This is a genomic window from Streptomyces sp. NPDC002328, assembly GCF_042890065.1.
Lineage (GTDB): Bacteria > Actinomycetota > Actinomycetes > Streptomycetales > Streptomycetaceae > Streptomyces.
On the sequence record NZ_JBIARQ010000001.1, the window covers coordinates 152055 to 165277 of the forward strand.

Consider the following 13223-nt stretch of genomic DNA (forward strand, 5'->3'; position numbering starts at 1 on the left):
CCTGGGGTCAGAGGCCATGTATACCTGTTAGGTATGGGCGATACTAGAGCCTGGAGCACATTACGCGAGGAGGAGGACAGCACGAGTGCGCCTGCCCCTCCTGGCTCTTCTCGCGCGCGGCCCGGCGCACGGTTACGAGCTGAAGCACGACCTTGAGCAACTGCTGGGCTCCGCGTACCCTCAGCCGAACGTCGGCCAGATCTATGTGACCCTCGGCCGCCTCGAGAAGCAGGGACTGATCGAGGGCGAGGACGTCGAGCAGTCCAGCCGGCCCAACAAGAAGGTCTACCACCTGACCGACACCGGGCGGGTGGCGCTGCGCGCCTGGTTCGAGGAGCCCGAGGACGAGCCGCGGGTACGGGACGAGTTCTTCATGAAGCTGGCCCTCGCCCCGCAGACCGGTCTCGCCGACCAGGTCGCCCTCATCAACCGGCAGCGGCGGCAGTACCTGAACACCATGCGCAGTCTGTCCAAGCTGGCGGCTGCCGAAGACCGCGACAACCGCATCGCCCATCTGCTGATCGAGGGCGCGATGCTGCACCTGCAAGCCGACCTCGACTGGCTGGAGCGGTGCCAGGAAGAACTGGAAGACCTGGGAGAGCTGGAGGAGCTGGAGTGAGCGAGCGTCCCGCTCCGGTGCTGCGCGCCGAGGGCCTGGTCAAGACGCACCACGGCGAGGGCGCCCCGGCCCACGCCGTGCGCGGGGTCGACCTGTGCGTGGACCCCGGTGAGTTCGTGGCGATCACGGGTCCTTCCGGCGCCGGGAAGTCGACGCTGCTGCATCTGCTCGGCGGGCTGCAACGCCCGGACGGCGGCAGCATCTGGCTGGACGGCGAGCGCACCGACGCCTACAGCGAGGCGCGCTGGGCGGTGGAGCGCCGGAAGCGCATCGGGATCGTCTTCCAGTTCTTCAACCTGGTGTCGAACCTGTCGGTCGCCGACAACGTCGAGCTGCCCGCGCTGCTCGCCGGCGTCTCCCCCCGGCAGGCGCGCGCCGAGCGGGAGGGGCTGCTCGCCGAGCTGGGGCTCGCGGGCAAGGAGCGCAGCATGCCGGGCGAGCTGTCCGGCGGCGAGCAGCAGCGGGTGGCGCTGGCCCGCGCCCTCGTGAACCGTCCGCCGCTGCTGCTCGCCGACGAGCCCGCGGGCAGCCTCGACAGCAAGGGCACCCGCGAGGTGATGCGGCTGCTGTCCCGCTTCCACCAGCGCGGCCAGACGATCGTGCTGGTCACCCATGACGCACGGCTGGCGAGCGCCGCGGACCGGGTGATCAGCTTCTTCGACGGGCGGATCGCCGACGACGCTCGACTGGACGGCACGCCGACGCGCGGCGCCGGCATCTCCGGCGTGCTGGAACTGAAGGACTGACGTGCGGCAGCTCAAGGCGTACGACGACCCCCGGAAGGGCTGAGACGGTGCGGGCCACCTTGCGCTGGGCGCACTCCGATCTGCGGACGCACCGCGGCGAGGCGCTGTTCCTCGTGCTCGCCACGGCGGGCATCGTCGCCTCGCTGCTGCTGGCCACGGCGCTGTTCGGGTACGCCACCAACCCCTGGCAGCGGGTGTTCACCCAGGCGCGCGGCGCGCATGTGTGGATCCACACCGGTCCGGCCGCCGCGACGGACGAACTCGCCGCGCTGGACGGCGTCGACTCCGTCGCCGGGCCCTATCCCGTCGCCTCCACCGCTGTGACCTCACGCGGCGCCCGCGCCTCCGTCGAACTGCGCGGCGTCTCCGAGCAGCCCTCCGTGGGCCGCCCGCTGCTCGCCTCCGGCCGCTGGCTGGACCCGGCGACGCCGGACGGCGTGGTGCTGGAGAGCCGGCTCGCCCGCACGCTGGTGGCCGAGCCCGGCGACACCCTCGACCTGCCCGGCGGCGCGCGCGGGCTGACGGTCCTCGGCATCGCCGACAGCGCCGAGCCCCGCTACTCCCCCGGCGACCGGCCCGGCCTGGTCTGGGCGCTCCCGTCCGCCGTGCCGGACCCGGCCGGCCAGGTGATCGGGCTGCGGCTGACCGATCCCGACGACACGGACTACGCCGTGCAGCGCGCGGTCACGGTGCTGGGCGCGGGCGCGGTCAGCGAGGTGTCCACCTGGCAGCAGGCGCGCGCCGAGGCGCAGGGCGACAACCGGCTGCTCGGGCAGGTGCTGGGCCTGTTCGGGCTGGGCGCGCTGGTCGCCGCCGGGCTCGCGGTGCACGGGGCGATCGCCACCCGGATCCGCGGGCATCTGCGGGACATCTCGATCCTGAAGGCGATCGGCTTCACTCCCGGTCAGGTCGTACGGATCTTCCTCCTCCAGCACATCGCCTACGCGCTGCTGGGCGCCACGGCCGCGGCCGCCCTCATCCAGGCGCTGGGCAGCCGGGTCCCGGGGCGGCTCGGGGACGCCGTGGGCGTGTGGCAGGGCCTGCCGGGACACACGGTGGCGCTGTTCACGGTGCCGGCCGGGGCGGTGCTGTTCATCGGCGCCATCACCGGCCTCGCCGCCTGGCGCGCGGGACGCGTGCCGCCGGTGCCGGTGCCCCGGCCCGCCCCGCGGGCGGCCGGACGGCTGTCCGGCTCGGCGCTGCGGGCGCTCGGACTGCGGCTGCCGCCCGCCCTGGTCCTGGGCTGGCACCGGGCCTTCGGCACCCGTCGGCTGAGATCCCTGGCGACGGTGGCCCGGCTCGCGCTGCCGCTGCTGCTGATCGTGGTCGCGCTGAGCGCCTGGACCACCATCGACCGCTTCCGCAGCGCGCCCGAGCAGACGGGCCTGCCCACCGCGCTCACGGTCCACCCGGACGCCGCGCTCCCCGACCGGGAGACCCGCGCCCTCCTGGAACGCGACCCGCAGATCGCCGCCGCCTACCCCGGCGTGGAGGTGGCGGCCCTGGTCCCCGGCCAGACCGCGACGATCGCCCTGCGCGGCTACGGCACCCGCGCGGACCCCTACCCGTACACCCTGGCCGAGGGCCGCCCGGCGCACGGCCCCGACGAGGCGGTGGCCGGGCAGGGCCTGCTCGACCTGCTGGACGTGCGCGTCGGCGACTGGGTGCGGATGACCGTGGGCGACCAGCCGCAGATCCTGCACATCGTGGGGCGCAGCATCGAGCCGGAGAACGCGGGGCGGGTCATCTCCACCTCGCTCGACACCCTCCACGAGAACGCCCCCGAACTGGGCCCGACCCTCTACCAGCTCCGGCTGACCCCCGGAGCCGACCCCGCGGAGGTGGGCGCCCGCCTCACCGCCGCGAGCGAGGGCCGCCTGGACGTCCACACGCCCACCAACCCGGCCGACGGCCTCTCCCCGCTGCGCGGGGTGGTCGTCGCCGTGATCGCCGTCCTGGCCCTCATCGGCCTGATCGAACTGCTGACGGTGATTGGCGGCACGGTCCGCGAGAGCGAACGCGATCTGCTCGCCCTCAAGGCCATCGGCCTGTCCCCGCGCCAGATCACGGCGATCACGGTCACGGCCACGGCCTGCACGACCCTGTCGGCGGTCGTCCTCAGCACCGCCGTGGGCGCCCCCCTGGCCCACTGGCTGATCGACGCCCAGGCCGGCTCCAGCGGAACAGGAGCGGGAATAGCCCGAACCCCGCCCCTCCCCCTCCTCGCCCTCTTCGCGACGGCAGCGGTACTGGGCGCCACGGCTTTGGCGACCTTCCCTGCGACGAGGGCGGCTCGGCGCAGGTTGGCGGACACGTTGAGTGCGGCGATGTGAGGATGCTGCGCCGCCGGCGGGGTTGGGGTGCTGGGGCGGAGCCCCGCCGGGGCGCAGGGGCGGAGCCCCACGGGGGTGCAGGGGCACAGCCCCGCCGGGGTGCAGGGGCACAGCCCCGCCGGGGCGCAGGGGCGGAGCCCCGCCGGGGTGCAGGGGCGGAGCCCCGGTTGGGGAGTTGCTTACTTACCGAGTCGGGCGGGTGGGTGGGCAAAGGGGTCAGCGGTTGCGCAAGGTGCGGTACTTCTTGACCAGCGCTCGGGTGGAGCCGTCCAGCCCCCAGACGTCCGCGTCCTCGGTCAGCGCCGGCTCCAGCCGCTTCGCCAGGACCTTGCCCAGTTCCACGCCCCACTGGTCGAAGGAGTCGATGTCCCACACCGCCCCCTGCACGAACACCTTGTGCTCGTAGAGGGCGATGAGCTGCCCCAGCACCGACGGCGTCAACGCGGTCGCCAGGATCGTCGTCGTAGGGTGATCGCCCTTGAACGTCTTGTGGGCGACCAGCTCCTCCGGCACCCCCTCCTCCCGCACCTCGTCCGGCGTCTTGCCGAAGGCCAACGCCTGCGTCTGCGCGAAGAAGTTGGCCATCAGCAGATCGTGCTGCGCCCGCAGCTCCCCGCTCAGCTCGGCGACCGGCTCGGCGAAGCCGATGAAGTCCGCCGGGATCAGCTTCGTCCCCTGGTGGATCAACTGGTAGTACGCGTGCTGCCCGTTGGTCCCCGGCGTCCCCCACACGACGGGCCCGGTCTGCCAGTCGACCGCCCTGCCGTCCCGGCCGACGGACTTGCCGTTGGACTCCATGTCCAACTGCTGGAGATACGCGGCGAACTTGGACAGATAGTGGCTGTACGGCAGCACGGCATGCGACTGAGCATCGTGGAAGTTGCCGTACCAGACGCCCAACAGCCCCAGCAGCAATGGCACGTTGGCCTCGGCGGGCGCGGTGCGGAAGTGCTCGTCGACGAGCCGGAACCCGTCGAGCATCTCCCGGAACCGGTCCGCGCCGATGGCGATCATCAGGGAGAGCCCGATCGCCGAGTCGTAGGAGTAGCGGCCCCCGACCCAGTCCCAGAACTCGAACATGTTGGCCGTGTCGATGCCGAAGTCGGCGACCTTCTCCGCGTTGGTCGACAAGGCGACGAAGTGCTTCGCCACGGCGGCCTCTTCACCCAGCGCGTCCAGCACCCACTTGCGGGCCGAGGTGGCGTTGGTGATCGTCTCGATCGTGGTGAAGGTCTTGGACGCGATGATGAACAGCGTCTGGGCCGGGTCCAGGTCCCGCACCGCCTCGTGCAGGTCCGCGCCGTCCACGTTGGAGACGAACCGGAAGGTCAGCGAGCGGTCGGTGTAGGCCCGCAGCGCCTCGTAGGCCATGGCGGGGCCGAGGTCGGAGCCGCCGATGCCGATGTTGACGACGTTGCGGATGCGCTGACCAGTGTGCCCGGTCCACTCCCCGGAGCGGACCCGTCCCGCGAAGTCGGCCATCTTGTCGAGGACGGCGTGCACCGCCGGGACGACGTTCTCCCCGTCGACCTCGATCACCGCGTCACGCGGCGCGCGCAGCGCGGTGTGCAGGACGGCCCGGTCCTCGGTGGTGTTGATCTTCTCGCCGCGGAACATCGCGTCCCGCAGGCCGAACACGTCGGCGGCGGCGGCCAGTTCGCGCAGCAGCCGAAGCGTCTCGTCGGTGACGAGGTGCTTGGAGTAGTCGATGTGGAGGTCGCCCACCTCGAGGGTGTACTCGTCGCGCCGGGCGTCGGCGCCGAACAGCGCCCTCAGCCGCACCTCGCCGAGCTCCTCGCGGTGCTTGGCCAGCGCGGTCCACTCGGGAGTCTGGTTGAGCCTCGTACGGCCGTCTGCGTTCATGTCGGACCCAGCCCTCTTTCTTCACCTGTCCGTGCTGCGCGTCTAGTCCCGCTGCGGGTCCCAACCTAATTGATCAGCGTGTGACATGAGCTGACGCGGGACCGCGAGGGGGTGCGACAACAGGTACGTCCGAGAGGGCCGCCGGTATCAACGCGACGGACGACGGGACGAAGGCGGGACGAGGGCGGGGCGAACGGCAGGGCGGACGGCGGAACGGACCCGGCCAGGCACCCGGAACGCACCCGGCCGACCCCGACTCCTAGATCTCGCCCCGCAGTTTGGCGAGCGCCTCCGCGAGGATCGCCTCGCCGTCGGCGTCGCTGCGCCGCTCCCGCACATAGGCGAGGTGCGTCTTGTAGGGCTCGGTGCGCGGCGGGTCCGGGGGGTTGTCCCGGTCCTGGCCGGCCGGGAAGCCGCAGCGCGGGCAGTCCCAGGTATCGGGCACCTGCGCGTCACTGGCGAAGCTGGGCTGGGTCTCATGCCCGTTGGAGCACCAGAAGGAGATGCGCAGACGCGGCGCTGACTCACCGCGCTCGGCCTCGCCCATCGGCCCCGCCCCGACCCGGCTTCCCCGGATCGCGTTGCCACTTGCCACGGTCGTAACTCCCTGCGTGATGGTGCCGCGAAGCGAGTCGGCGTTTCGCTCCGCTGCGAGCGCCTCAGTCTACGTAAGGCCCAACGCGCGTCCAGTGATTGGAGTTACAGCTCCCACACGTAGACGCAAGCCCCATGATAGGCCGCGCTGAGCTGCGCGTACCGAACATGGGGCCTTACGTACGAAATGTGCGTTTGTGTGCGTCTGTTCAGCTGTTCGTCTGATCAGGTGCGTACCTGATCAGCTGTTCGTCTTCATGAGGATGCCGAGGACGACGATGCACGCGAACCACAGCAGCCCGATCACGACGGTGATGCGGTCGAGGTTGCGCTCGGCGACCGAGGAGCCGCCGACGGAGGACTGCATACCGCCGCCGAACATGTCGGAGAGGCCGCCGCCCTTCCCCTTGTGCATCAGCACCAGCAGCATCATCAGCAGGCTGAAGACGATCAGGGCGATCGAGAACCCCAAAACCACGGCTGGACCAACTTCCTCGGATTCGGATGACGACGTCGGATAACGACGGGGGCACAGCGACGGCGCTGTGCCCCCGCAAGGGTACGACGGATCGCCGCTACCGCCTACACACGGCCGGACTCACTGGTCGCGGAAGCGCACGATCTTGACGAACTCGTCGGCGTCCAGCGAGGCGCCGCCGACCAGCGCGCCGTCGATGTCGGCCTGCGCCATGATCTCGGCGACGTTGCCGGCCTTGACGGAGCCGCCGTACTGGATGCGGACCCGGTCGGCCAGCTCCTGCGTGTACAGCTCGGCGATCTTGCCGCGGATGGCGGCGCAGACCTCCTGGGCGTCCCCGGCGCCGCAAACCTTGCCGGTGCCGATGGCCCACACGGGCTCGTAGGCGATCACGATCGTCTCGGCCTGCTCGGCCGGGACGTCCTTCAGACCGCCCTCGACCTGGGCGAGGGTGTGGGCGACGTGGTCGCCCGCCTCACGGACCTCCAGCTCCTCGCCGACGCACAGGATGGGGGTGATGCCGTGCTTGAAGGCGGCCTTGACCTTGGCGTTGACCACGTCGTCGGTCTCGGCGTGGTACTGGCGGCGCTCGGAGTGGCCGATCGCGACGTACGCGCACTTCAGCTTGGCCAGCATCGGGCCGGAGATCTCGCCGGTGTACGCGCCGCCGTCGTGGGCCGAGATGTCCTGGGCGCCGTACTTGATCTTCAGCTTGTCGCCGTCGACCAGGGTCTGCACGGAGCGCAGGTCGGTGAAGGGCGGCAGGACGGCGACCTCGACGGCCTCGTAGTCCTTGTCCGCGAGGGCGAAGGCGAGCTTCTGGGTGTGGGCGATGGCCTCGAGGTGGTTGAGGTTCATCTTCCAGTTGCCCGCCATCAGCGGCGTGCGCTCCGAAGAAGTAGATGCAGCCATCAGGGGTCAGTCCTCCAGTGCGGCGAGGCCGGGGAGCGTCTTGCCCTCGAGGTATTCGAGGGAGGCGCCGCCGCCGGTCGAGATGTGGCCGAATGCGTTCTCGTCGAAGCCCAGGAGGCGGACGGCCGCGGCGGAGTCGCCGCCGCCGACGACCGTGAAGCCCGGGGAGTCGAGGAGGGCCTGGGCGACCGCCTTGGTGCCCTCGGCGTAGTCGGGGTGCTCGAAGACGCCCATCGGCCCGTTCCAGAAGACGGTGGCCGCGTCGGCGAGCTTCGAGGCGTACAGCTTGCGGGTCTCGGGACCGATGTCCAGACCCTCCTGGTCGGCGGGGATCGCGTCCGCGGCGACGGTCGTGGGGTGGGTGGGGGCCTTGGCCTTCAGGTCCGGGAACTCGGGCGAGACCAGCACGTCGACGGGCAGGACCAGCTCGACGCCGGTCTTCTCCGCGCGGGCGATGTACTCGGTGACGACCGGGATCTGGTCCTCCTGGAGGAGGGAGATGCCGACCTCGTGCCCCTGGGCCTTGAGGAAGGTGTAGGCCATGCCGCCGCCGATGAGGAGACGGTCGGCCTTGCCGAGCAGTTCGTCGATGACGGCGAGCTTGTCGGAGACCTTGGCGCCGCCGAGCGCGACGACGTAGGGGCGCTTGACGTCCTCGGTGAGCTTCTTCAGGACGCCGACCTCGGTGGCGATGAGGTAGCCGGCCGCGTGCGGCAGGCGGGCCGGGAGGTCGTACACCGAGGCGTGCTTGCGGTGCACGGCGCCGAAGCCGTCGCCGACGTAGAGGTCGGCGAGTTCGGCGAGCCGGTCGGCGAACTCGCCGCGCTCGGCGTCGTCCTTGGACGTCTCGCCCGGGTTGAAGCGCAGGTTCTCGATGACGGCGACCTGGCCTTCGGCGAGGCCGGCGACGGTGGAGCGGGCGGACTCGCCGACCGTGTCGGTCGCGAACGCCACGTCGGCGCCGAGGAGTTCGCCGAGGCGGACGGCGGCCGGGGCGAGGGAGAAGGCGGGGTCCGGGGCGCCCTTGGGGCGGCCCAGGTGCGAGGCGACGACCACCTTGGCGCCCGCGTCCGCGAGTGCCTTGACGGTCGGCAGCACGGCGCGGATACGGCCGTCGTCGGTGATCGTGGCGCCGTCCAGCGGCACGTTCAGGTCGGCACGGACGAAGACGCGCTTGCCGGCCACGCCTTCGGAGAGGAGTTCGTCGATCGTCTTCATGAAAGGGGCTCCCGGGAGGGCTGGTGGTACTCCGTGATCGTAGAGAAGGCCGTTCCGTACGTGAGTCAGGGCCCGGACAGCGCGTCCCTGCGCTGCCCGAGCCCTGCTCTCACACCGGGCTGCCCGCTCTGTCGGTCAGAGCTGGCCGCCGACGAAGACCGTCAGGTCGACGAGGCGGTTGGAGTAGCCCCACTCGTTGTCGTACCAGCCGAGGATCTTCACCGAGTTGCCCTCCTGGACCATGGTCAGGGAGGAGTCGAAGGTGCAGGAGGCCGGGTCGCCGACGATGTCCGAGGAGACGATCGCGTCCTCGGTGTACGCCAGGTAGCCCTTGAGGTCGCCGTCGTCGGAGGCCTTCTTGAACGCGGCGTTGACCTCGTCCTTGGTGACCTCGCGCTGGAGGGTGACCACCAGGTCGGTCGCCGAGCCGGTGGGGACCGGGACGCGCATCGCGATGCCGTCCAGCTTGCCCTTGAGCTGCGGGAGGACCAGGGCGGTGGCCTTGGCGGCGCCCGTCGTCGTCGGGATGATGTTCTCGGCGGCGGCACGCGCGCGGCGCAGGTCCGAGTGCGGGAAGTCCAGGATGCGCTGGTCGTTGGTGTACGCGTGGACCGTCGTCATCAGGCCCTTGACGATGCCGAAGTTCTCGTCGAGGACCTTCGCCATGGGCGCCACACAGTTGGTGGTGCAGGAGGCGTTGGAGATGACGTGGTGGTTGGCGGCGTCGTACTTGTCCTGGTTGACGCCCATCACGATGGTGATGTCCTCGTCCTTGGCCGGAGCCGAGATGAGGACCTTCTTGGCGCCGCCGGCGAGGTGCTTCTCGGCGTCGGCCTTCTTGGTGAAGATGCCGGTGGACTCGATCACGATGTCCACGCCCAGCTCGCCCCACGGGATGTCGGCGGGGTTGCGCTCGGAGAGCACCTTGATGGTGTGGCCGTCCACCGTGATGGTGTCGGCGGTGTGCGACACCTCGGCCTTGAGGCGGCCCAGGATGGTGTCGTACTTGAGCAGGTGAGCGGTGGTCGCGGTGTCACCCAGGTCGTTGACAGCCACGATCTCGATGTCAGCACCCTGCTCAAGGAGCGCGCGGAAGTAGTTACGCCCGATACGGCCGAAGCCGTTGATGCCTACGCGGATCGTCACGAACCGATCTCCTCGTTGGTACGCCGGCCATGCGGTGCCGGCGAGCTGTGTTTGGGATGTCCCCGACCACCCCCGACCCTACCTCTCCGAGACCCGGGGAGTGACATTGAGTCGGCGCATACACGGCATGGCGGCCCGTACCCGTCAGTAGGGGTACGGACCGCCCTGACCGGAGGGCCTTTCGGCCCTTTTTCGTCACGGACCGTCAAAGCCCGTTTGGCTGTGCGTCACTGATCAAGTGATGCGAGGGCCTTTCCGATGAGCGCCGCGCGGTCCGCGGCGGCGGTGACGTGCTCCAGGCCGAAGCCCAGCAGCACGGTGTCGTCGGTGGTGACCGCTCCGTACGTCTGGAACAGGGCTCCGCTGCGCGCCCAGTCCTTGACGACCGCGGGGCTGCCCGCGGGCGGGCCGGGCACGCTCCAGGCGCCCAGCGACGTCTCGAAGCTCTCGGTGTCGACGGCGTCGCCGCCGACGACGACGGAGGCGTTGTCGGCGAGGACGCCACGTCCGCCGCTGCCGGGGTCGGTGATGTAGGAGAGCGACAGCTCGACGTTCTTCCCGGCGTAGGCGGACAGGTCGAAGGAGACGTCCTGCCAGCCGGCCGAGGCGCCGGTGAAGCTGTTCCAGGAGCCGCTGGCCCCCGTCGGCGCGCAGGAGCCGCCGTTGAGCGTCAGGTACCGCTTGAGGGCGGGGTGCGCCTGGATGAAGTAGCCGGCCTCGCACTCCAGGGGCACGGCGGTGCTGGTGGCGCCGCCGGCCTCGGGCAGCGTGGTCCAGTCGTCGGCCCCGGCGGTGTGCGCCTCCAGGACGGCGTGGTCGTAGCCCGTCTCGGTGTTCCACAGCAGCCGGGTCCGCAGCGTGGGCTTCTGGGACGCGGTCACCCCGGTGAGGTCGACGGTGCGGGTGAGCCGGTTCCAGGCGTAGTCGCTGTGGGTGACGGCGGCCATGGACGCGCCCTCGTAGGGCCCGAACGGGTTGATGGTGCCGGGGTAGCGGCCCGCTCCCGCGCTGGCGAACTGCGGGAAGCCGGACACGGGCAGCGTCTCGGAGGTGACGCTGTAGGAGCCCGCCTGGTTCAGCGGGTTGCCGGGCGCCGCGCCCAGCGGCCCGCCGGAGCCGGCGAGCGCGCCCGCGCCCTCGAAGGAGGTCGCGCCGGGCAGGGAGGTGCGGGTGTAGGCGCCCAGGTAGTACTGGCTGAAGTCGTTGGACGGGGTGCCGTCGCCGAGGTCGACGCTGCCGCCGGCCAGTTCGCCCGCCTCGATCAGCTTGCCGCGCTCGTTGAGGTAGGCGCGCAGTTCCAGCTGGGTCGGGTTGCCCGGGGCGCTCGCGCCCGTGTAGTGGACGACGGTGTCGAAGTGGCCGAGCACGCCGAGCGCGTCCGGCACGCCCTGTGCGGCGACGTCCCAGACGACCGCCTTGTGGCCGTTGGCCTTCAGCGCGTCCACGTAGGTCTGCGCCTGCGTGGCGGCCGCGCCCTCCTCGGCGACGACGAGGATGTCCGCCTTGGCGCGTGCGGCGACCGTGTAGGTGAAGTGCGAGCTGGAGACCTTCTTGCCTTCCGCGGTTTCACCGGTGAACCACACCTCGACCTTGTCGCCCGGCTCGCCGTCGCGCACCTTGGCCCGGTACTCGTCGAAGTACAGGTTGTCCTCGCCGCCGTAGGTCTCGCCGCCGTTCCATGAGCTGAGCTTCTGGCCCTGGGTGCGGCCGCCGTTGACGCGGTACTTGAGCTCCTTGTCGCGCAGCGCCTTGCGGGCGACGACGGAGACCTCCTGGTCGCGGCCGCGCGAGTACGACGTGGTGAACGGCGCCGGGGTGAAGTCTGCGGCGGTCAGGCCGACCGAGGACTTCGGCTGGTCGGGGCGCGCGGCGCTCTCGGCGACGGAGAGCGCGAAGGGGATGTTCTTCGCGAACTCCTCCTGGATCAGCTTCTCGTCGTCCGGGAAGTTGAAGACCGACTGGCAGTCGGCGGCGTTCCACTCATCGTCCGGGTAGAGGTTCGACACCGTCTGGCAGGTCGACATCTCGGGGGTGAACATCGCCGTGCCGTTGACGTTGGCCGCGTGCCCGTCGGCCTCGCCGTTGGTGGTGTACAGCTCCGAGGAGACCTGCGGGTGGTAGCCGGGGACCGCGGAGTTCTCCGGGGTGCCGGCGAGCGCCTTGTAGAGGACGTCGTCCGGGGTGTCGGTGGCGACCTGCCAGCCGACGCCGTAGAGGAGGAGTTCGGCGGCGGAGTGGTAGTTGATGCCGTACGTGAAGTCGATGCGCTTCTGGAAGGCGTCCAGCGCCTTGGTCTCGGGCTCGGAGTTGGGCCCCGCGCCGCGGTAGGTCTGGCTGGTGGGGTTGGGGGACGAACCCTCGTCGTCGTAGCCCCACTTGTAGGCGAAGTTGCGGTTGAGGTCGACGCCGTCGCCGGTGCTGATCACGCCGTCGGCGTTGACGTCCCGCAGGTTCTTGCGCCACAGGCGGTTGTCGGTGTCCTGGAAGGTGTAGTCGTAGCCGTCCGGGTTGGCGGACAGCACGAACCACAGCTCGGTCGTGTCGACGACCTTCTTCACGCGCTGGTCCGACCGGTAGCTGTCCAGGTAGTGGTGGAGCAGCCGGCGGGTCATCTCCGGCGTGATCCACTCGCGCGCGTGCTGGTTGGACATGTACAGCGTGGACGGCTTGGAGCCGTCCTTGCTCTTCTTCGCGTCCTTGGTGAGCTTCAGCGCGAGGATGTCCTGGCCGCCCACGGTCTTGCCGATGGAGACGACCTTGGTGAGGCCGGGGTTCTCCTGGGCGGTGCGGAGGATCTCCTCCTTCAGGCCGCCCTTGCCGCTGTAGGGGCGGAACACGCCCTCGGCGGCGGCCTCCACGCGGCCCTCCGCCTTGGCGGACAGGGTGTGCTCGGTGAGCGGGACGCCCTGCTTCTCCAGCTTGTCGGCCTGCTTGTCGGTGAGGTAGACCTCGATGGTGGCGGTGCCCTGCTCGGGCGCCTGCTCACTGAGTTCGTGAGCGTCCTGGCCGGCCGCCAGCAGCAGCGGGACCTGCTTCTTGGTGACCTCGGCGCGGAAGACCTTGACCTCGTCCGCGTCGGATTCCTGGGGTGAACTTCCGGGTTGTGCCTGGGCGATGGGCGCGATGCTCGCTCCGCCGAGCAGGAGCGTGCCGACAGCGAGGATCGATCTCGCTCTTCGTCTCATGAACCCCCCTGGTGTGGGTTCGCCGCAACAGCGAACAGAAGCCAGGCTCATGACAGTCCATGATCGAGTCAAGGGTGCCTCAGGGACACGCGAACGCCGACGCCTGCCACCCAACTGGGTGCGGGCACC

General features: G+C 70.5%; 10 protein-coding genes. 3 read left to right on the forward strand and 7 right to left on the reverse strand.

The genetic code is table 11. The features are described from left to right. Positions 1–85: 85 nt before the first annotated feature. Genes ACFYX4_RS00730 through ACFYX4_RS00740 form a run of 3 tightly spaced genes read left to right on the forward strand, consistent with a single transcriptional unit; the run spans position 86 to position 3698 of the window. The gene (locus ACFYX4_RS00730) at positions 86–619 is read left to right on the forward strand and encodes a PadR family transcriptional regulator (protein WP_389323540.1); all 534 of its coding nucleotides are present in this window, start codon (positions 86–88) and stop codon (positions 617–619) included. Further along, complete coding sequence (locus tag ACFYX4_RS00735; protein ID WP_389323544.1) at positions 616–1365, forward strand: ABC transporter ATP-binding protein; 750 nt, start codon at positions 616–618, stop codon at positions 1363–1365. Before ACFYX4_RS00730 ends, ACFYX4_RS00735 begins: the two co-directional genes overlap by 4 nt. 47 nt (positions 1366–1412) lie before the next feature. Beyond that, the gene (locus ACFYX4_RS00740; protein WP_389323547.1) at positions 1413–3698 is read left to right on the forward strand and encodes an FtsX-like permease family protein; all 2286 of its coding nucleotides are present in this window, start codon (positions 1413–1415) and stop codon (positions 3696–3698) included. Between the two features lie 216 nt (positions 3699–3914). Here the strand turns inward: ACFYX4_RS00740 and pgi are convergent, their stop codons facing one another. The 7 genes from pgi to ACFYX4_RS00775 form a co-directional block, all read right to left on the reverse strand. Beyond that, positions 3915–5561 (reverse strand): glucose-6-phosphate isomerase, encoded by a 1647-nt coding sequence (pgi, locus tag ACFYX4_RS00745; protein WP_389323550.1) that lies wholly within the window; start codon positions 5559–5561, stop codon positions 3915–3917. Positions 5562–5820: 259 nt separating this feature from the next. Continuing rightward, the gene (locus ACFYX4_RS00750; RefSeq protein ID WP_003957010.1) at positions 5821–6156 is read right to left on the reverse strand and encodes an RNA polymerase-binding protein RbpA; all 336 of its coding nucleotides are present in this window, start codon (positions 6154–6156) and stop codon (positions 5821–5823) included. Between the two features lie 240 nt (positions 6157–6396). Then, on the reverse strand, positions 6397–6627 hold the full coding sequence (gene secG, locus ACFYX4_RS00755) for a preprotein translocase subunit SecG (RefSeq protein ID WP_389326650.1): 231 nt from the start codon (positions 6625–6627) through the stop codon (positions 6397–6399). Positions 6628–6753: 126 nt separating this feature from the next. Continuing rightward, a complete protein-coding gene (tpiA, locus tag ACFYX4_RS00760; protein WP_389326653.1) occupies positions 6754–7509 on the reverse strand; it encodes a triose-phosphate isomerase in 756 nt (251 codons plus the stop codon). A 42-nt stretch (positions 7510–7551) separates the two neighbouring features. Then, positions 7552–8763, reverse strand: coding sequence for a phosphoglycerate kinase (locus ACFYX4_RS00765; RefSeq protein ID WP_389323553.1), 1212 nt, complete (start codon positions 8761–8763; stop codon positions 7552–7554). 135 nt (positions 8764–8898) lie between these two features. Next, positions 8899–9909 carry a type I glyceraldehyde-3-phosphate dehydrogenase gene (gap, locus tag ACFYX4_RS00770; RefSeq protein ID WP_389323556.1) on the reverse strand — a complete coding sequence of 337 codons (1011 nt, stop codon included), beginning with the start codon at positions 9907–9909 and terminating at the stop codon, positions 8899–8901. Positions 9910–10136: 227 nt separating this feature from the next. Further along, entirely contained in the window at positions 10137–13094 is a 2958-nt protein-coding gene (locus ACFYX4_RS00775; RefSeq protein ID WP_389323559.1) for a M14 family zinc carboxypeptidase, read from the reverse strand. Between the last annotated feature and the right edge of the window lie 129 nt (positions 13095–13223).